This is a genomic window from Pseudomonas sp. PARCl1 (genome assembly GCF_947311875.1).
In the GTDB taxonomy this organism is placed as follows: Bacteria; Pseudomonadota; Gammaproteobacteria; order Pseudomonadales; family Pseudomonadaceae; genus Aquipseudomonas; species Aquipseudomonas juntendi.
The window spans coordinates 1-17,174 of sequence record NZ_CAMZMX010000042.1; the positions used below are offsets into that span (position 1 = coordinate 1).

The window sequence follows — 17,174 nt, forward strand, 5'->3', positions numbered from 1 at the left end:
TTTTGTCCAACGTCAGGGGCGCAGTTCACATTGTAGGAGCGGGCTTGCCCGCGAACACCGGCGCAGCCGGTGCCAGACACCGCGTCGCCTGCTTCGCGGGCAAGCCCGCTCCTACAAGGACCGTGCAGGCATGAAAAAGGCGACCCGAGGTCGCCTTTTTGCATTTCAAGCCGCTATCAACGAGCTGGGCCTTCAGCTACACCCAGGTCGTCGGTTGGGCGGGTATCAACCAGCGGTGTACCGCCGGACGCCAGCTCCGAGGCCAGCTTGTCGTTGTCCATTTCCTTGACCCACTTGGCCACGACCACGGTGGCAACGGCGTTGCCGACCAGGTTGGTCAGGGCGCGGGCTTCGGACATGAAGCGGTCAATACCGAGGATCAGCGCCAGGCCGGCAACCGGCAGGTGGCCCACCGCCGACAGGGTGGCAGCCAGCACGATGAAGCCCGAGCCGGTGACGCCGGCAGCACCCTTGGAAGCCACCAGCAGCACCAACAGCAAGGTGATCTGGTGGGTGATGTCCATGGTGGTGTCGGTGGCCTGGGCAATGAAGACCGCTGCCATGGTCAGGTAGATCGAGGTGCCGTCGAGGTTGAACGAGTAACCGGTCGGGATCACCAGGCCAACCACGGACTTCTTGGCACCCAGGCGTTCCATCTTGGCCAGCATGCGCGGCAGGGCCGATTCCGACGAGGAGGTGCCCAGTACGATCATCAGCTCTTCACGGATGTAGCGGATCAGTTTCAGCACGCTGAAGCCGTGGGCGCGGCAGATACCGCCCAGCACCACCAACACGAACAACAGGCAGGTGATGTAGAAGCAGGCCATCAGGTAGCCCAGTTGCACCAGCGAACCCACGCCGTACTGGCCGATGGTGAAGGCCATGGCACCGAAGGCGCCAAGCGGGGCCAGCTTCATGATCATGTTGATGATGTTGAACATGACATGGGCGAAGCGGTCGATCATGTCCAGCAGCGGCTTGCCGTAGCTACCCAGGCGGTGCAGGGCGAAGCCGAACAGGACCGAGAACATCAGCACTTGCAGGATATCGCCGTTGGCGAATGCACCGACCACGGTGTTGGGGATGACGTTGAGCAGGAAGCCGACCGTGGTCTGCTGCGCGCCGGCGGCGGCATAGGCAGCCACACTGCTGGCGTTCAGGGTGCTGACGTCGATGTGCATGCCAGCGCCTGGCTTGACCACGTTGACGACGATGAGGCCAATGATCAAGGCGATGGTGGAGACGATTTCAAAGTACAGCAGCGCGTAGCCGCCAGTCTTGCCGACCGACTTCATGCTCTGCATGCCGGCGATGCCGCTGACCACGGTACAGAAGATGATCGGGGCGATGACCATCTTGATCAGTTTGACGAAACCGTCACCGAAGGGTTTGAGCGCGACGCCCGTTTCCGGGTAGAAGTGGCCGAGCAGGATGCCGATGGTGATGGCGACCAACACCTGGACATACAGGGATTTGTAAAGCGGCTGACGTGTCGTCATGGCTAATTTTCCTCAAGTGTGCCGGCTCACCCTTCCCAGGGTGATGGGGCACCTGAATCGCTAACCCTCCTGCACCTGGAGGGATTTGTCGTTGTGTTCGAGCTGCCTGGGCAGGCCTCTGCGTAGATCAATAGCAAGGGTGGTGCCAAAGTGCCCAGCAAGGGTGCAAATGCCTTGTGTACCAAGGATTAATGCCCAACGACGGGGCGATAAAGGTGAGGAAAGCTGGCGGATTTCCGCCCGGTGGCGGGTTTTGTACAGGCATGTTGGCGGGAATCCGCCCACCCGGGCCGAATCAATCGAGGTTGAAGGTAATCCTGAACGCAGCCCCACCCAGTGGTGAGTCCCCCAGGCTGAGCACGGCGTCATAGCTGTCGACGATATCCTTGACCACCGCCAGACCGATGCCCTGCCCCGGGTGCTGGCTGTCCAGCCGCTCACCGCGCTCGAGGATGCGCTCGCGCTGGTCGACCGGTACGCCCGGCCCGTCGTCTTCGATGCACAAGCTCAGGCGCCCTGGCACTTGCTCAAGGCTTACGCGCACTTGGCCAAGGCTCAGCCGATAGGCGTTTTCCAGCAGGTTGCCGAGCATCTCCAGCAAGGCGCCCTGCTCCATCGGCACCTGGGCCGCCCCGGGTAACACCCGTTGCACCTCCACGCGTTTGTCCCGGTATACCTTGGCCAACGTGCTGCACAGGCTGTCGAGCACAGGCCGTAGCGGCACACTGTGGCGCACCAGGCCGCTCTTGCGCAGGCTGGCCCGCTGCAGCTGGTAGTCGATCTGCTGGCTCATGCGTTCGATCTGGCTTTGCAGCACCCGCGCCTGTTCGCGTTCGCCACTGCGCTGCTGCAGGCTTTCGCCCACCCCCTGCAACACCGCCAGCGGGGTTTTCAGGCTGTGTGCTAGGTCGTCCAGCGAATCCCGGTAGCGCGTACGCTGCTCGCGTTCACTGCGCAGCAAACGGTTGAGCGAGCGGGTCAGGCGCAGCAGCTCGCGGGGGTGCTCGCCGCTCAGACCATCGCGCGCCCCTGCTTCCACCTCATCCAGTTCGTGGCTGAGCCGGCGCAGCGAGCGCAAGCCCCAGGTCAAGCCGGCCCACAGCAACACCAGCAGCGCCAGCAAGGCGGCGCCGAAGCCCAGGTAGAGCTTTTCGCGCAGGCCGTCGAGGGTGGCCTTGTACTCGCTCACCGGCTGCAGGGCGACAATGCTGTAGGCTGCGCTCTGGCCACCCAGCAGCTTGATCTCGACGTCGTAGACAAAGAACTCTTCACCATCGGCCTGGTGGATGCGTGCAAATTCGTTGCCGCGCCCGTCATAGCGCGGCAGGTAGTTGATGTGCCGGTCGGCGGTGGCGCGCGACTGCCAGACCAGCTGGCCATCGCGGTCGAAGATATACCCGAGCAGGCCGGTGTACGGCAGGTTGTAACGCTCGTCCGGCAGCAGTTCGGGCATCTGCAAGTGGCCGCCTTCGATGCGCGCGGCCGATATCAGCGTGGTCACGTCCGAGGCCAGGCGCTGCTCGATCGACTCCTGCAGGGCCAGGCTGAACGCCTTCTGCAACGCGGGCAGCAACCCCAGCATGAACAGCAGCGCCAGCACGGCGGCGGCCAGCATCAGGCGCACGCGCAGGGAACGAATCATCGGCAGCGCTCGGTGAACAGGTAGCCCAGGCCACGTACGGTATCGATGGGTTTGAACCCCTGCTCGCCTTCCAGCTTGCGGCGCAGGCGGCCGACCAGCACTTCGATGACATTCGGGTCACGCTCCTCATCGCCTGGGTACAGTTGCTCCATCAGGCGGTCCTTGGCCACCACTTGCTGATGATGGCGCATGAGGTATTCGAGGATGCGGTACTCATAAGCCGTGAGCGCCAACGCCTGCGCATCGAGGCTGGCCTGCTTGCGGTTGAGGTCGAGCACCAGCGGGCCGGCAGCGATGGTCGACTGGGTGAAGCCGCTGGAGCGGCGCAGCAGCGCATTCAGGCGGGCTTCGAGCTCTTCGAACTGGAAGGGTTTGACCAGGTAGTCGTCGGCGCCTGCGGCCAGGCCTTCGACCTTGTCCTGCCAGTTGCCACGGGCCGTGAGGATGAGGATGGGGAAGGTCTTGTCCTGGCTGCGCAGGCGCGTGATCAGCTCCAGGCCACTGATACCGGGCAAGCCCAGGTCGATGATGGCCAGGTCGAAGTGGTACTGCCCGGCCTGGTACAGCGCCTCCTCGGCATCGGCGACCGCCTCGACCACGTGGCCGCTTTCGCCCAGGCGGGTGTAGAGGTGATGGCGAAGCAGGGCTTCGTCCTCGACCACCAGCAGTTTCATATGCAGCTCCTTTTCATCTATTGCCTGTACCGGCCTCTTCGCGGCTAAAGCCGCTCTCACAGGGAGCACACAGGTTTGCTGGACTGTGCGATCCCTGTGGCAGCGGCTTCAGCCGCGAAGAGGCCGGTACAGGATAACCCGGCAGGCCGTCAGAACTTGTAGGAGGCCGCCAGGTAAGTCTGCGCACTGCTGCTCAGGCGCAGGGTGCCATCCTTCGGCCCGCCATGCGCGCCCACCTCGGTTGCCGCATTGGTGCGCAGGTAACGGTAGCCCAGCTCGACCGAAGCCTTGTCGGTGATGTCCTGGATCACCCCGGCCTGCAGCCCGTAGGCATAACCGTAGTCGGTATCGCGGCGGGCGCCTGGCGAGTCCTGGGTGAGCTTGGTCATGCCCAGGCTGCCACCGCCAAACAGTTTGGTGGTATCGCCCACCGGCAGGAACAGGTCATAACTGCCCAGCAGGTTTTCCTGACGCAGTTTCAGGCCGCTGTGATCGCCCGAGACGTTGTCATAGGTCATGTAGTAACGGCCTTGGTCGTTGATCTTGCCCACACGCACACCCCAGGTGTCATCCTTGCCGATGATGCCGTCGGTGTTGAGGTTGTCGGTGTTGCGCTGCAACAGGCCGGACTTGCGAACCTTGTCGCTGGTCTGGCCGTAGGTGAAGCTGGCGAAGTTGTCATCGGCAGCCTGAGCGGTGGTGAGGCCAGCGGCGCAGACGGCCATGGCGGCAAGCAGGCTATTGAAGGTTTTCATGGCAGGTTACTCCAGTTGGGTGCGTTGTTTCGGTCTGGAAGCTAGAGTAAGCAGGGCACCCTGAACCGCGACTGAACCCTGACTGAACCTCGGCTGAACGACCCGATTGCCGAACAAGGAGTAGTACCCATGCGTGTCCTGCTGGCCCTGACCCTGATGTGCAGCGCTGCCCTTGCCCAAGCGGCAGTACAAACCCGCGAAATTCCTTACCAGGACGCCGACGGCAACCGGCTGGTCGGCTACTACGCATACGACGACGCCGTCGAGGGCAAGCGCCCAGGCATTGTCGTGGTGCATGAATGGTGGGGGCTGAACGATTATGCCAAGCGCCGCGCCCGTGACCTGGCAGCGCTGGGCTATAACGCCCTGGCCATCGACATGTACGGCGACGGCAAGCACACCGAGCACCCGCAGGATGCCCAGGCGTTCATGGCGGCCGCACTGAAAGACCCTGCCGCCGCAGCCAGGCGCTTCGATGCGGGCCTTGAGCTGCTGAAACTGCAACCGAACACCAACAAGCACGAGCTGGGTGCGGTCGGCTACTGCTTCGGCGGCAAGGTGGTGCTGGATGCTGCGCGCCGTGGCGAGAAACTCGACGGCGTAGTGAGCTTCCATGGCGCACTGGCTACCGCTACCCCGGCCAAACCGGGCGTGGTACGCGCGGATATCCTGGTCGAGCACGGCGCGGCCGACAGCATGGTCACGCCGCAACAGGTCGAGGCTTTCAAGGCCGAGATGGAGGCGGCCAAGGTGAACTATCAGTTCGTCAGCATCGAAGGGGCCAAGCACGGCTTCACCAACCCGGATGCAGACCGCTTGAGCCATGGCGAGCATGGCGGGCCGGACATTGGTTATAACAAGGCCGCGGATGAAAGCTCCTGGGCGGATATGCAGGCGTTTTTCAAGAAAGTATTCAAATAGCGATTGTACGGCCCGCTTTGCGGCCCATCGTCGGCAAGCCAGCTTCCACAGGCACGGCATAGATCTTCGGGCCTGCAGGCTTGCAGGCGATGGGCTGCACGGCAGCCTCGGCTATTGCATCTCCCACACCGTCGCCGCGGCTGGCACAATAGCCGCCATGAACACGCTCCCCGCCTGCTGCGCCCCACTTCAGTACCACTGGCCCCTGCCCCGCCCATTACCCGGTGCGGTGCTGGTCAGTTGCGCCTTCGACCCCGCCCAGCTGGGGGCCGACGACTTCCAGCGCGCGGGGGTAGTGCCAAGCGCCAGCCTGCTGCGCTCGGTGCCCAAGCGCCAGGCCGAGTACCTGGCCGGCCGTGCATGCGCACGGGCCGCGCTGCAGCGCCTGGACGGTCGCAACTACGTGCCTGGCACCCATGACGACCGCTCGCCCATCTGGCCCGCCGGCATTCATGGCTCGATCACCCATGGCCAAGGCTGGGCCGCCGCGGCGGTCGCTGGCGCCCACAGCTGCCAGGGCCTGGGCCTGGATCAGGAAGCCCTGCTCGATGACGAACGCGCCGAGCGCTTGATGGGCGAAATTCTCACCCCGGCCGAGCTGGAGCGCCTGGACCGCGCTCAGCTTGAGCTGACGGTCACCCTGACCTTCTCGCTGAAGGAAAGCCTGTTCAAGACCCTCTACCCCCTGACCCGCCAGCGTTTCTACTTCGAGCACGCCGAAGTGCTCGACTGGTCTGGCGAGGGGCTGGCGCGCCTGCGCCTGCTCACCGACCTGTCGCCACAGTGGCAACGCGGGGCAGAGCTGCACGGCCAGTTCAGCCTGCAAAACGGCCATCTGCTTAGCCTGGTGAGCGTCTGACGCCTACAGCGGTGCCTGCTGGCGCGGCCAGTTCAGGCTGAAGCAGGCGCCCCCCAACGTCGCACTGCGCCCTACCGTGGCTCGCCCGGCATGCCAGTAGATGATCCGCCGCACAATCGAAAGGCCCAGGCCATGCCCGCCCGAGGCGCGGGTGCGGCTGTCGTCCAGTCGGGTGAACGGCGTGAAAATGCGGTCCCATACCCCCTCCGGGATCCCTGGGCCATCGTCTTCCACATCGATGCGGCAGCGTTGCTGCCCCAGCTGGTAGCTCAGGCGTACCTGCGACTCGGCGTGGCGCATGGCATTGCCGACCAGGTTCTGCAGCGCCCGGTGCAGGTAGCGCGGCTCCGCCTCGACCCAGGCGCCATCGGCATCGGCCCCCTGGCACTCACCCCGCTCGACGCGCACATCGGCACGCAGCGGCGCCAACTCGTCGATCACCCGGTCGAGCAAGGCATCGATGTCAATGCGCTGGAACTGCAAGGCCGGCGCGCCTTGCTCCAGGCGCGCGTAAGTGAGCATTTCGTCGACCAGCTTGTCGAGGTCCTGGATGTCGCCGTCCATGCCAGCCAGGTGCTTGGCGCGCGCCTGCTCGGTGCTGGCACTTTCGATCATCTCCAGGCCAAAGCGCAGGCGCGCCACCGGCGTGCGCAACTCGTGGGATACCGCGCGCACCAGCTCACGCTGCATGGTCAGCGAACGCTGCAAGTGCTCGGCCATGCCATTGAATGCAGCGGCCAGGCGCCCTACCGAGTCGGTGTCGCCAGCCGGTACGCGCGTGTCCAGGCTGCCCTGGGCGATGCGTGTGGCGGCAACTTCCAGGCCCGACACGCGGCGCTCCAACTGGCGGACCAGCAAGTAGACCACCAGACCGATCAGGCACAGGCCCAGAAACGCGATCAGGACCAGCAACTGCGGCGGATACGGGTTGAGCTGGTACAGCGGGCCGATCTCCAGCACCCAGGGCGAGCCGGTCAACCCGGCGAACACCCGGATCGAATCGCCATCCTTGCCCAGCGCCATCACCGTGTCGCCCTCCTCGACCCTGTGCCGCTGGTCATCGTCCAGGCTGACGCGCTCGATCCGTTGCAATGCAACGCCAAAGCCGAAGCCTTTTTCCTGCGTCAACTGGGCCAGGCGCTGCTGTTGTTCGGTGACCGGGTAGCGCACCAGCTCATCGGCCAGCAGATAAAGCGTCGCGCGTGCCAACTGCTCGCTGATCTGGTTGATCTGCGCCACCAGCATCAGGTCTTCCTGGCCAACCTTGCGCAGCACCTGTGCCGCATGCGGGCCGGTTTTTTCCACCACCACCAGGCCACGGGCCAGGCGCGCACGCTGGGTGCCATCAAGCCGGCGGGCGCTCATCGGCTGCAGCGCCAGTGGCACGCCGAGCAGGCGCTCCCAGATCAACAGCGAGCGCTTGCGTTCGGTTGCGTTCTGCACCGCCAGGTTGTCCGCCATCAGGCTGAAGGTGCCTTGCGCCAGGCGCTCACGGTGCTGGGCGGCGAGCACCTCGTTGACCAGGTGCAGGCTGAGCACGCCCAGCAGCGCCACCAGTACCAGCACCGCCAGCATGCCGCCATAGATGCGCAGGAAAATCGAATTGTTCATGGCGCCTCGCCGACGAACAGGTAGCCCTTGCTGCGCAGGGTCTTGATCAGCCGCGGCTGCAGCGGGTCATCGCCGATCTTGGGGCGGATCCTGGAAATGCGGATGTCGATGGAACGGTCCTGGCCGTCGTAGCCAACACCACGCAGCGCAGTGAAGATCTGTTCGCGGCTAAGCACCCGCCCGGCATTGCTGGCCAGCAGCCAGAGCAAGTCGAATTCGGCGCCGGTCAGTTCGATCAGTTGCTCACCCAGGCGCGCCTCGCGCAGCCGGTTGTCGATGTGCAGGGCACCGAACGCCAGGTCCTGGCGCTTGCTGTCCAGGGCTTCGCTACGGCGCAGCAAGGCCTGGATACGCGCCAACAGCAGGCGCGGGCGCACCGGCTTGCAGACATAGTCGTCGGCGCCCAGGTCCAACCCGTGGATCTGGTCGAGTTCGTCGCTGCGTGCGGTGAGCATCAGGATCGGCCCAGGGTACTGGTTGCGCGCCCGGCGGCAGATGCTCAAGCCGTCCTCGCCCGGCAGCATCAGGTCGAGAATGACCAGATCAGGTTGGCTGTCGACGATCCGACGCACGGCACGCGCGCCATCGCCCTCGACCGCGACCTCGAAGCCGTTGGCCTGCAGGTATTCGGCGGTCAGCTCGGCCAGGCGCGGGTCGTCCTCGACGATCAGAATGCGGGGTTGGGTCTGGTCCATGGCTTTGGCCTTTTTATTCTCTGGATCGCAATCTTGGCCTTTGAGCGTATGACTGTAGATCTTTGCTGTCCATGAAATCGAGCGGGGCCAGCACGGTGCTCGATCTGACAGGCAGCAACCCGCAACAGCCACGCACCTGCCCCCCTTGGCTCGAGCGTTTTTTGTGGTAGGGTGCGCGCCCGCAAAAACTGCGACGGGGCGGCGAACGGCCGAAAAATACTGCAAACCACTTGGCACAAGGCCTACAGCGAATACTCACCTTTCACCCACAAAGTACCCACACGTTATCCACAGACGCTCGCCTTGCAAACACCCCAATACCGCATTATCTTGTATCCCGATCGCAGCGAACCACTAGATATAGGGGTTCGTGCAAAATCACACACAAAAGTCAACCCGCTAGATCAAACGATCTTCGGGTTGGAACTTCAAGTGATTTCAGCAGCCAAACCGCTCCTGCGGAGGCGACCGAGGCAAGCCCACCCAGGGCCTTGTTCGGGCATGGGTGTTGCAGGCCAGCCTGGCACTCATCAGCAACAGTTTTTGGGCCCAGCCCAGAACCTTTGACTTCGGCCAGGGAGCGGCAAGCCATTGCCCCTTATTCCTGAGTCTGTCCCGAAGTCGGTACGCCCGCGCGGGCGGGTGTGCATGCAGTGCGCATCCCCGTGAGGTTATCGAGCAAGTGGACGGAACGGTGGGCGCTCAAAAGGCGCCTGTACAATATAGAAACTGTGGAGACACCCACCCATGCAAACCGACACAACTCGCGAGAACCCGCAGGCCAAGGTGCCGCAGGCCGCAGATTCCCAGCAGGATCTGGCTGCTACCGCCCCTGGCCAACTGCGCGTGATCAAGCGTAACGGCACTGTCGTCCCGTACACCGACGACAAGATCACCGTTGCCATCACCAAGGCGTTCCTCGCAGTTGAAGGCGGCACCGCCGCCGCCTCGTCGCGCATCCACGACACCGTCGCGCGCCTGACCGAGCAGGTTACCGCCACGTTCAAGCGTCGCATGCCATCGGGTGGCACCATCCACATCGAAGAAATCCAGGACCAGGTCGAGCTGGCCCTGATGCGCGCCGGCGAGCAGAAAGTCGCCCGCGACTACGTGATCTACCGCGACCAGCGTGCCAAGGAGCGTGCGACCCGCGCCAACAACGACGCCGTGGTCGAGCCACACCCGAGCATCCGTATTACCTTGGCCGACGACAGCCTGGCACCACTGGACATGGCCCGCCTGAACACCATCATCAGCGAAGCCTGCGAAGGCCTGGCCGAAGTCGATGGCGACCTGATCCAGCGCGAAACCCTGAAGAACCTCTACGACGGCGTAGCCATCAAGGACGTCAACACCGCCCTGGTGATGACTGCCCGTACCCTGGTAGAGCGCGAGCCGAACTACTCGTTCGTCACTGCCCGCCTGCTGATGGACACCCTGCGCGCCGAAGGCCTGGGCTTCCTGAACGTCGCCGAAAGCGCCACCCACCACGAAATGGCCGACCTGTACGCCAAGGCGCTGCCGGCCTATGTCGAGAAAGGCGTCGAATTCGAGCTGCTGGACCCTGCCCTGAAAGGCTACGACCTGGAGCGTCTGGGCAAGGCCATCGACCACGAGCGCGACCAGCAGTTCACCTACCTGGGCCTGCAAACCCTGTACGACCGCTACTTCATCCACAAGGACGGCGTGCGCTTCGAGCTGCCCCAGGTGTTCTTCATGCGTGTGGCCATGGGCCTGGCGCTGGAAGAGAAAGACAAGGAAGCTCGTGCGATCGAGTTCTACAACCTGTTGTCGTCGTTCGACTACATGGCCTCGACCCCGACCCTGTTCAACGCCGGTACCCTGCGCCCGCAGCTGTCCAGCTGCTACCTGACCACCGTGCCAGACGACCTGTCGGGCATCTACCACGCGATCCACGACAACGCCATGCTGTCGAAATTCGCCGGTGGCCTGGGCAACGACTGGACCCCGGTCCGTGCACTGGGCTCGTACATCAAGGGCACCAATGGCAAGTCCCAGGGCGTGGTGCCGTTCCTGAAAGTGGTCAACGACACGGCCGTTGCCGTGAACCAGGGTGGCAAGCGCAAAGGCGCCGTGTGTGCCTACCTGGAAACCTGGCACCTGGACATCGAAGAATTCATCGAGCTGCGCAAGAACACCGGTGATGACCGCCGTCGTACCCACGACATGAACACCGCCAACTGGATCCCTGACCTGTTCATGAAGCGTGTCTTCGATGACGGCAAGTGGACCCTGTTCTCGCCATCGGAAGTGCCCGACCTGCACGACCTGACCGGCAAGGCCTTCGAAGAGCGCTACGAGTATTACGAAGCCCTGACCGAGTACAACAAGATCAAGGTGTTCAAGACCATCCAGGCCAAAGACCTGTGGCGCAAGATGCTGTCGATGCTGTTCGAGACCGGCCACCCATGGCTGACCTTCAAGGACCCGTGCAACCTGCGTTCGCCGCAGCAGCACGTGGGCGTGGTCCACAGCTCGAACCTGTGCACCGAGATCACCCTGAACACCAACAAGGACGAGATCGCGGTCTGCAACCTGGGCTCGATCAACCTGCCGAACCACATCAATGATGGCAAGCTGGACACCGCCAAGCTGCAACGCACCGTGAACACCGCCGTGCGCATGCTCGACAACGTGATCGACATCAACTACTACTCGGTGCCGCAAGCGCGTAACTCGAACTTCAAGCACCGCCCGGTCGGCCTGGGCATCATGGGCTTCCAGGATGCGCTGTACCTGCAGCACATCCCGTACGGCTCCGACGCGGCTGTCGAGTTCGCCGACAAGTCGATGGAAGCGGTCAGCTACTTCGCCATCCAGGCTTCGTGCGACCTGGCCGACGAGCGTGGCGCCTACGAGACCTTCCAGGGCTCGCTGTGGTCCAAGGGCATCCTGCCACTGGATTCGCAACAGATCCTGATCGAGGCCCGTGGCCAGAAGTACATCGACGTCAACCTGGAAGAGTCGCTGGACTGGGCCCCGGTGCGCGAGCGCGTCAAGAAAGGTATCCGTAACTCGAACATCATGGCCATCGCGCCAACTGCAACCATTGCCAACATCACCGGCGTGTCGCAGTCGATCGAGCCGACTTACCAGAATCTGTACGTGAAATCCAACCTGTCGGGCGAATTCACCGTGATCAACCCGTACCTGGTGCGCGACCTGAAAGCCCGCGGCCTGTGGGACTCGGTCATGATCAACGACCTGAAGTACTACGACGGTTCGGTGCAGCAGATCGAGCGTATTCCGCAAGAGCTCAAAGACCTGTACGCCACCGCGTTCGAAGTCGAAACCAAGTGGATTGTCGATGCGGCCTCGCGTCGTCAGAAGTGGATCGACCAGGCGCAATCGCTGAACCTGTACATTGCCGGCGCCTCGGGCAAGAAGCTGGACGTGACCTACCGCATGGCCTGGTACCGTGGCCTGAAAACCACCTACTACCTCCGTGCCCTGGCCGCGACCAGCACCGAGAAGTCGACCATCAACACCGGCAAGCTCAATGCCGTTTCCAGCGGTGGCGACAGCGCCCCGGTCCAGGCAGCAGGCCCAGCGCCAGTGCCGAAGGCCTGCGCGATCGACGAGCCAGACTGCGAAGCCTGCCAGTAAGGCCTGAATGCCGCACGGGGTGCCCTTGGGTGCCCCGCGCGGCATTTTTGTATCTGCACCCCGGAGAAACCTTGCCCTTTGACCAGCGCTCACGCGGCTCGGCAAAAGAACAGGACTTCTCACAAAACGCGGTCACTGTGGGAGCGGCCCTGTGTCGCGATTGAGGTGCGAAGCGCCCCCAAGATTGCAGCTTCGCCGCATGATTCGCGGGGCCGCTTTGCGGCCCGTTCGCGACACAAGGCCGCTCCCACAAAAATCGCGACAACACCACATAATGTGCCTTAAAAATAAAAAGCCACAACATGTAGTGCCATCCGCGTTTTGCCGCTACACTCCCTTCCCATAGCGAGCCACACAAACCCGGTGAACGGACGCACGCATTTCCGGTCGAAAAAGTTACCCTCGCCCGCAAGAGACGCGCCCCGATCCAAGGCGAAATCCGATATACTTCGCCCCCTCTGAAAAGAGCACCATTCAATTGTCCTGGCCCCTCCCCGAGGCCTGGCCAGGTACAAGCCAGAACACATTCAGATGTAAACGAGAGTCAGCCTCTCGAGCTGTCCATTCGCCGTTACGGCCTTGCGTCAGGCATCACATTCTTTAAATCCAAGCGGTTGCCCCAGGGCAACCCTCAAGCAGGAGCCAAACCATGCTGAGCTGGGACGAATTCGACAAAGAAGACGGCGAAGTAGCCGCCAAAGGCAACAACCCTGCGCAGGCCGCTGCCGCCGCCACCCTCGACAAGCTCGACAGCGCCGGCGGTGCCGCCGCCCTGGAAGCCCGTGCGGCCACCGCTGCTGACTCCGACGCGGTCAAACGTGCCAAGGCAGCCCTCGACGCCCTCGACGTTGCCGAAGGCCTGGCCGAACTGGAAGGCTCCTCGGCCCGTGTTGCGGTTGATGAAAAGCGCATGATCAACTGCCGCGCCGACCTGAACCAGCTGGTACCGTTCAAGTACGACTGGGCCTGGCAGAAGTACCTGGACGGCTGCGCTAACCACTGGATGCCGCAAGAGGTCAACATGACCGCCGACATCGCCCTGTGGAAGAGCCAGGACGGCCTGACCGAAGACGAGCGCCGCATCGTCATGCGCAACCTGGGCTTCTTCTCCACCGCCGACTCGCTGGTTGCCAACAACCTGGCCCTGGCCGTGTACCGCCTGATCACCAACCCCGAGTGCCGCCAGTACATTCTGCGCCAGGCCTTCGAGGAGGCGATCCATACCCACGCCTACCAGTACTGCATCGAGTCGCTGGGCATGGATGAAGGCGAGATCTTCAACATGTACCACGAGATCCCGTCGGTCGCGAAGAAAGCCGCCTGGGGCCTGAAGTACACCCGCGCCATTTCCGACCCGGAGTTCAACACCGGCACCGTCGAAACCGACAAGGAGCTGCTGCGCAACCTGATCGCCTACTACTGCGTACTGGAAGGCATCTTCTTCTACTGCGGCTTCACCCAGATCCTGTCCATGGGCCGCCGCAACAAGATGACCGGCGTTGCCGAGCAGTTCCAGTACATCCTGCGTGACGAGTCGATGCACCTGAACTTCGGTATCGACGTGATCAACCAGATCAAGATCGAGAACCCGCACCTGTGGGATGCGGCGATGAAGGAAGAAGCGACCCAGATGATCCTGCAAGGGACCCAGCTGGAGATCGAATACGCCCGCGACACCATGCCACGCGGCGTACTGGGCATGAACGCAGCGATGATGGAGGACTACCTCAAGTTCATCGCCAACCGTCGTTTGACCCAGATTGGTCTGAAGGAAGAGTACCCGGGGACTACCAACCCGTTCCCGTGGATGAGCGAGATCATGGACTTGAAGAAGGAGAAGAACTTCTTTGAGACGCGGGTGATTGAGTATCAGACTGGTGGGGCGTTGAGCTGGGATTGATCGTCCGGGCCCTTATTTTTCAGCGAAAACCGAACAAATTTCAAATTTTCCGAATTCTCGCACCAAATAAGCGCATGAAATGAAAAAAGCCACCTGAGCCGCAAGGGCCAAGGTGGCTTTTTCGTATAAGCCGAAGAACGGCTAAACCCCTACCCGCTTCAGCGCTCTGATTTCATCCCGGATTTTTGCCAGAAGCTCGTCCACATCGCCCTCCTGACCGACCTGCATCAAGACAATCAGGGTCGCGGGCCCAAGTCTGGCCACTACTGGGCGAAGGGCGTTGCCTACCCATCCTTCATTCAACTTTCCCATTGGCTCAGGCTTCCCAAGCCCACCAGTTAATGGAGAGCAGCAAACACATTGGCAAGATAATTTTGGAGATAGCCCCATGATCCCGGGCAGACACAAAGGTAGCTGTACTGATCTCAGGCGCTGCAGGCGGGATTGGAGCGGCTATAGCGAGGCGGTACTGTGAGGAAGGTGCCAGTGTGGCGCTGCTCGATCTCGATCCGAAAGCTTTAGAGGAGCAAGGAAAGCACTTAAGGCTCAAGGATACAATGTTGCTTGGCATTCCGCAGACGTAGGCGATTTCGGCCAGTGTGAGAAGGCATGTGCACGCCTGTCTGAGGCGATCGGACCAATTGATACCTTGATCGATAATGCTGGAATATCTCCCAAGCATGATGGTAAACCGGCCCCAATATGGCAAATGACTTCTACGGAATGGCAAAGGGTTGTGAACGTCAATCTCAACGGTGCGTTCAACCTGTCACGTCTCCTGTCTGTATCGATGGTTGAGCGCCGCTTTGGCCGCATTATCAGCATGTCCTCCGTGGCCGGCAGCGCCTTCTTACCAATTGTGGCAGCGCACTACAGCGCGACGAAAGCAGCCATTATCGGATTGACACGGCACCTGGCTGGCGAACTCGGCGAATACGGGATCACAGCGAATGCACTAGCACCAGGTCGCATCGAGCCCCCCTTCTTAGGACTGTTTCGGCTTCGGCAACTGACGCCGTCATCGCAGATACGCCGCTTCGAAGGCTGGGACAACCATGGGAAGTCGCGGATGCTGCGTGCTACCTGAGTGCCCCGGACAGCGCATTTGTTACGGGCCAAGTGATCGATGTCGCAGGTGGCTGGCTGATGCGTTAAGCCGATCAAATAATAAGGGTCGAGATGCACCCAGGCGCGATAGCCAAGCGCCTCGCTGCGTCTTGCCACCTTAGGACTGTGTAAAAAGCGGGTAGGGACATCCACACCCAAATGGCTTGCGCCTGCCCGGCCCTTACCAGGTTTCTCCAACGGTCTATCCCATCGCTTCGCGCCCGATCGCAGACTCTAAAGCTCATTGCACTTTATCCCAGCGCCAGTTGGTTTGAAATCAACACTTGACATTGCATTTTTGTGATCACATATTTCATCTCACAAAACACAATAGGACTGATCATCATGACCGACGCCCCGATTGCTTTACCGGTGTTGCGCCAGGTTTCACGGGAAACCCTGCAAGAACAGGTCTACCGCCAGCTACGTGAGGCGCTGATGAGCGGTCGGTTTGAACCTGGACAGAAGCTGACAATTCGCGGCCTCGCAGAGGCCCTGGGTTCCAGTCCAATGCCAGTACGTGAAGCCTTGAGCCGGCTCACTGCCGAGAACGCCTTCGAAGTATCCGGCACAGCCCGCCTACGCGTGCCAGTCATGACAGTCGAGCGTTTGCGGGAAATCCGTGATGCCCGAGTAGCCCTTGAGGGTCTGCTTGCTGAAAAGTGCATCACTTACCTACAACGCGAAGATCTCGACGACATTCATCGTATTTACGCAGAGATGAAGGAGGCAGCAGATACCGCTGATGTGCCTCGTTATCTGTGGACGAACTTCGCCTTCCACCGCCGCATCTACGCCGTCGCTCGCGCCGGACTGACCGTTGCAGCGGTCGAAAACTTCTGGCTGCACATGGGCCCTTGCTTCGCTTTGGTTGCACCTGACAAATCCCATCTCAGCCGTTCGATGGAAGCGCACACACGGATTGTCGCAGCTCTTCAGGCATATGATCCCGCCGCAGCTCGCGCTGCGGTTACCGACGACATCATGCAAGCAGCTGACTCACTCGGTCGCTTGCTCTCCGTACTTGAAAACAACAAGAAATCAGGAGGTAAACGCGCATGAGCGTTATAGAAAGACTCACCCCTTACCCACATCTTCGCGTACTGATCTCAGGCGGTGCAGCCGGTATCGGCGAAATCATCGCCGCAGCCTACATCGAGGCGGGGGCCCAAGTTCACGTTTGTGATGTAAGCCAAGAAGCCATCGCGGCTTTCCTGGATCGCCACCCCGAAGCTACGGCCACGCGGGCAGACGTGGCTGATGCTGCCCAGGTCGCAGAAGTTTTTGCCGTCCAGCGTGGACGCTTCGGTGGCCTAGATGTGCTGATCAACAACGCTGGTATTGCAGGGCCAACTGCAGGTGTTGACCGCATTAGCGACGAAGACTGGCAGCGCACAGTAGAGATTAACCTTACGGGACAATACCGCTTCGCTCACCATGCTGTTCCCCTGTTGCGCGAGTCTTCCCATGGCCACCTGATCCAAATCGCATCAGTCGCGGGACGCCTGGGCTATGCATGGCGGACACCTTATGCCGCCACCAAATGGGCCATTGTCGGGATGATGAAATCCCTGGCTGCCGAGTTGGGTGAAGACGATATACGCGTGAACGCGATCCTGCCCGGAATCGTCGAAGGCCCTCGTATGGACGGCGTGATTCGCGCCCGTGCAGAACAACAGGGTGTCCCCGAGCCGCAAATGCGCCAGGAATACTTAAAGAAGATTTCGCTGAAACGCATGGTCACTGCAGAGGATGTCGCGGCCATGGCGCTGTTCCTCTGCTCTCCAGCCGCTCGAAACGTGACCGGCCAGGCGATCAGCGTGGACGGCAACGTCGAATATCTCTGACCCTTTACCCCTACATCGCTGTTTCCACAAAAATAAG

Annotated in this window: 14 protein-coding genes and 1 pseudogene; 9 read left to right on the forward strand and 6 right to left on the reverse strand. The window is 61.8% G+C overall.

Annotated features, from left to right (window positions below; translation table 11 throughout):
- Positions 1–176: 176 nt before the first annotated feature.
- From QME24_RS19425 to QME24_RS19440, 4 genes are all read right to left on the reverse strand, one after another.
- Positions 177–1,499: a dicarboxylate/amino acid:cation symporter gene (locus tag QME24_RS19425; protein WP_054905940.1), complete on the reverse strand. Its 1,323-nt coding sequence runs from the start codon at positions 1,497–1,499 to the stop codon at positions 177–179.
- Positions 1,500–1,794: 295 nt separating this feature from the next.
- The gene (locus tag QME24_RS19430; protein WP_235768006.1) at positions 1,795–3,141 is read right to left on the reverse strand and encodes an ATP-binding protein; all 1,347 of its coding nucleotides are present in this window, start codon (positions 3,139–3,141) and stop codon (positions 1,795–1,797) included.
- Positions 3,138–3,815, reverse strand: coding sequence for a response regulator (locus QME24_RS19435; protein WP_054905938.1), 678 nt, complete (start codon positions 3,813–3,815; stop codon positions 3,138–3,140). Before QME24_RS19435 ends, QME24_RS19430 begins: the two co-directional genes overlap by 4 nt.
- Positions 3,816–3,964: 149 nt before the next feature.
- Positions 3,965–4,570, reverse strand: a complete 606-nt coding sequence (locus tag QME24_RS19440; RefSeq protein ID WP_192440756.1) for an outer membrane beta-barrel protein — start codon at positions 4,568–4,570, stop codon at positions 3,965–3,967.
- A gap of 129 nt (positions 4,571–4,699) precedes the next feature.
- Between QME24_RS19440 and QME24_RS19445 the strand changes: the two genes are divergently transcribed.
- A complete protein-coding gene (locus QME24_RS19445; RefSeq protein WP_054905937.1) occupies positions 4,700–5,491 on the forward strand; it encodes a dienelactone hydrolase family protein in 792 nt (263 codons plus the stop codon).
- Positions 5,492–5,648: 157 nt separating this feature from the next.
- Positions 5,649–6,350, forward strand: coding sequence for a 4'-phosphopantetheinyl transferase superfamily protein (locus tag QME24_RS19450; RefSeq protein ID WP_232892526.1), 702 nt, complete (start codon positions 5,649–5,651; stop codon positions 6,348–6,350).
- Positions 6,351–6,353: 3 nt separating this feature from the next.
- Here the strand turns inward: QME24_RS19450 and QME24_RS19455 are convergent, their stop codons facing one another.
- Positions 6,354–7,961 carry an ATP-binding protein gene (locus QME24_RS19455; protein WP_235768007.1) on the reverse strand — a complete coding sequence of 536 codons (1,608 nt, stop codon included), beginning with the start codon at positions 7,959–7,961 and terminating at the stop codon, positions 6,354–6,356.
- Positions 7,958–8,656, reverse strand: coding sequence for a response regulator (locus QME24_RS19460; RefSeq protein WP_009682568.1), 699 nt, complete (start codon positions 8,654–8,656; stop codon positions 7,958–7,960). Before QME24_RS19460 ends, QME24_RS19455 begins: the two co-directional genes overlap by 4 nt.
- Positions 8,657–9,403: 747 nt before the next feature.
- Here QME24_RS19460 and QME24_RS19465 point away from each other — a divergent pair.
- The 7 genes and pseudogenes from QME24_RS19465 to QME24_RS19495 all read left to right on the forward strand — a co-directional run bounded on the left by QME24_RS19465 (position 9,404) and on the right by QME24_RS19495 (position 17,137).
- A complete protein-coding gene (locus QME24_RS19465; protein WP_281690965.1) occupies positions 9,404–12,283 on the forward strand; it encodes a ribonucleoside-diphosphate reductase subunit alpha in 2,880 nt (959 codons plus the stop codon).
- A 649-nt stretch (positions 12,284–12,932) separates the two neighbouring features.
- Positions 12,933–14,183 carry a ribonucleotide-diphosphate reductase subunit beta gene (locus tag QME24_RS19470; RefSeq protein WP_029885549.1) on the forward strand — a complete coding sequence of 417 codons (1,251 nt, stop codon included), beginning with the start codon at positions 12,933–12,935 and terminating at the stop codon, positions 14,181–14,183.
- A gap of 185 nt (positions 14,184–14,368) precedes the next feature.
- Positions 14,369–14,575 carry a zinc-binding dehydrogenase gene (locus QME24_RS19475; protein WP_082414745.1) on the forward strand — a complete coding sequence of 69 codons (207 nt, stop codon included), beginning with the start codon at positions 14,369–14,371 and terminating at the stop codon, positions 14,573–14,575.
- 63 nt (positions 14,576–14,638) lie between these two features.
- Positions 14,639–15,270: pseudogene (locus QME24_RS19480) on the forward strand (SDR family NAD(P)-dependent oxidoreductase).
- Positions 15,228–15,338 (forward strand): hypothetical protein, encoded by a 111-nt coding sequence (locus tag QME24_RS19485; RefSeq protein ID WP_256217110.1) that lies wholly within the window; start codon positions 15,228–15,230, stop codon positions 15,336–15,338. Before QME24_RS19480 ends, QME24_RS19485 begins: the two are co-directional and overlap by 43 nt.
- A gap of 297 nt (positions 15,339–15,635) precedes the next feature.
- Positions 15,636–16,352 (forward strand): GntR family transcriptional regulator, encoded by a 717-nt coding sequence (locus QME24_RS19490; RefSeq protein WP_029885550.1) that lies wholly within the window; start codon positions 15,636–15,638, stop codon positions 16,350–16,352.
- Complete coding sequence (locus QME24_RS19495; RefSeq protein ID WP_182337208.1) at positions 16,349–17,137, forward strand: SDR family oxidoreductase; 789 nt, start codon at positions 16,349–16,351, stop codon at positions 17,135–17,137. Before QME24_RS19490 ends, QME24_RS19495 begins: the two co-directional genes overlap by 4 nt.
- Positions 17,138–17,174 lie beyond the last annotated feature (37 nt).

What these genes read in the sequence shown, in the direction of transcription:
- QME24_RS19460 (WP_009682568.1), bottom strand. Translation starts at nt 8,656, where the DNA reads ATGGACCAGACCCAACCCCGCATTCTGATCGTCGAGGACGACCCGCGC.
- QME24_RS19430 (WP_235768006.1), bottom strand. Translation starts at nt 3,141, where the DNA reads ATGATTCGTTCCCTGCGCGTGCGCCTGATGCTGGCCGCCGCCGTGCTG.
- QME24_RS19470 (WP_029885549.1), top strand. Translation starts at nt 12,933, where the DNA reads ATGCTGAGCTGGGACGAATTCGACAAAGAAGACGGCGAAGTAGCCGCC.
- QME24_RS19455 (WP_235768007.1), bottom strand. Translation starts at nt 7,961, where the DNA reads ATGAACAATTCGATTTTCCTGCGCATCTATGGCGGCATGCTGGCGGTG.
- QME24_RS19440 (WP_192440756.1), bottom strand. Translation starts at nt 4,570, where the DNA reads ATGAAAACCTTCAATAGCCTGCTTGCCGCCATGGCCGTCTGCGCCGCT.
- QME24_RS19495 (WP_182337208.1), top strand. Translation starts at nt 16,349, where the DNA reads ATGAGCGTTATAGAAAGACTCACCCCTTACCCACATCTTCGCGTACTG.
- QME24_RS19490 (WP_029885550.1), top strand. Translation starts at nt 15,636, where the DNA reads ATGACCGACGCCCCGATTGCTTTACCGGTGTTGCGCCAGGTTTCACGG.
- QME24_RS19435 (WP_054905938.1), bottom strand. Translation starts at nt 3,815, where the DNA reads ATGAAACTGCTGGTGGTCGAGGACGAAGCCCTGCTTCGCCATCACCTC.
- QME24_RS19450 (WP_232892526.1), top strand. Translation starts at nt 5,649, where the DNA reads ATGAACACGCTCCCCGCCTGCTGCGCCCCACTTCAGTACCACTGGCCC.
- QME24_RS19425 (WP_054905940.1), bottom strand. Translation starts at nt 1,499, where the DNA reads ATGACGACACGTCAGCCGCTTTACAAATCCCTGTATGTCCAGGTGTTG.
- QME24_RS19465 (WP_281690965.1), top strand. Translation starts at nt 9,404, where the DNA reads ATGCAAACCGACACAACTCGCGAGAACCCGCAGGCCAAGGTGCCGCAG.
- QME24_RS19445 (WP_054905937.1), top strand. Translation starts at nt 4,700, where the DNA reads ATGCGTGTCCTGCTGGCCCTGACCCTGATGTGCAGCGCTGCCCTTGCC.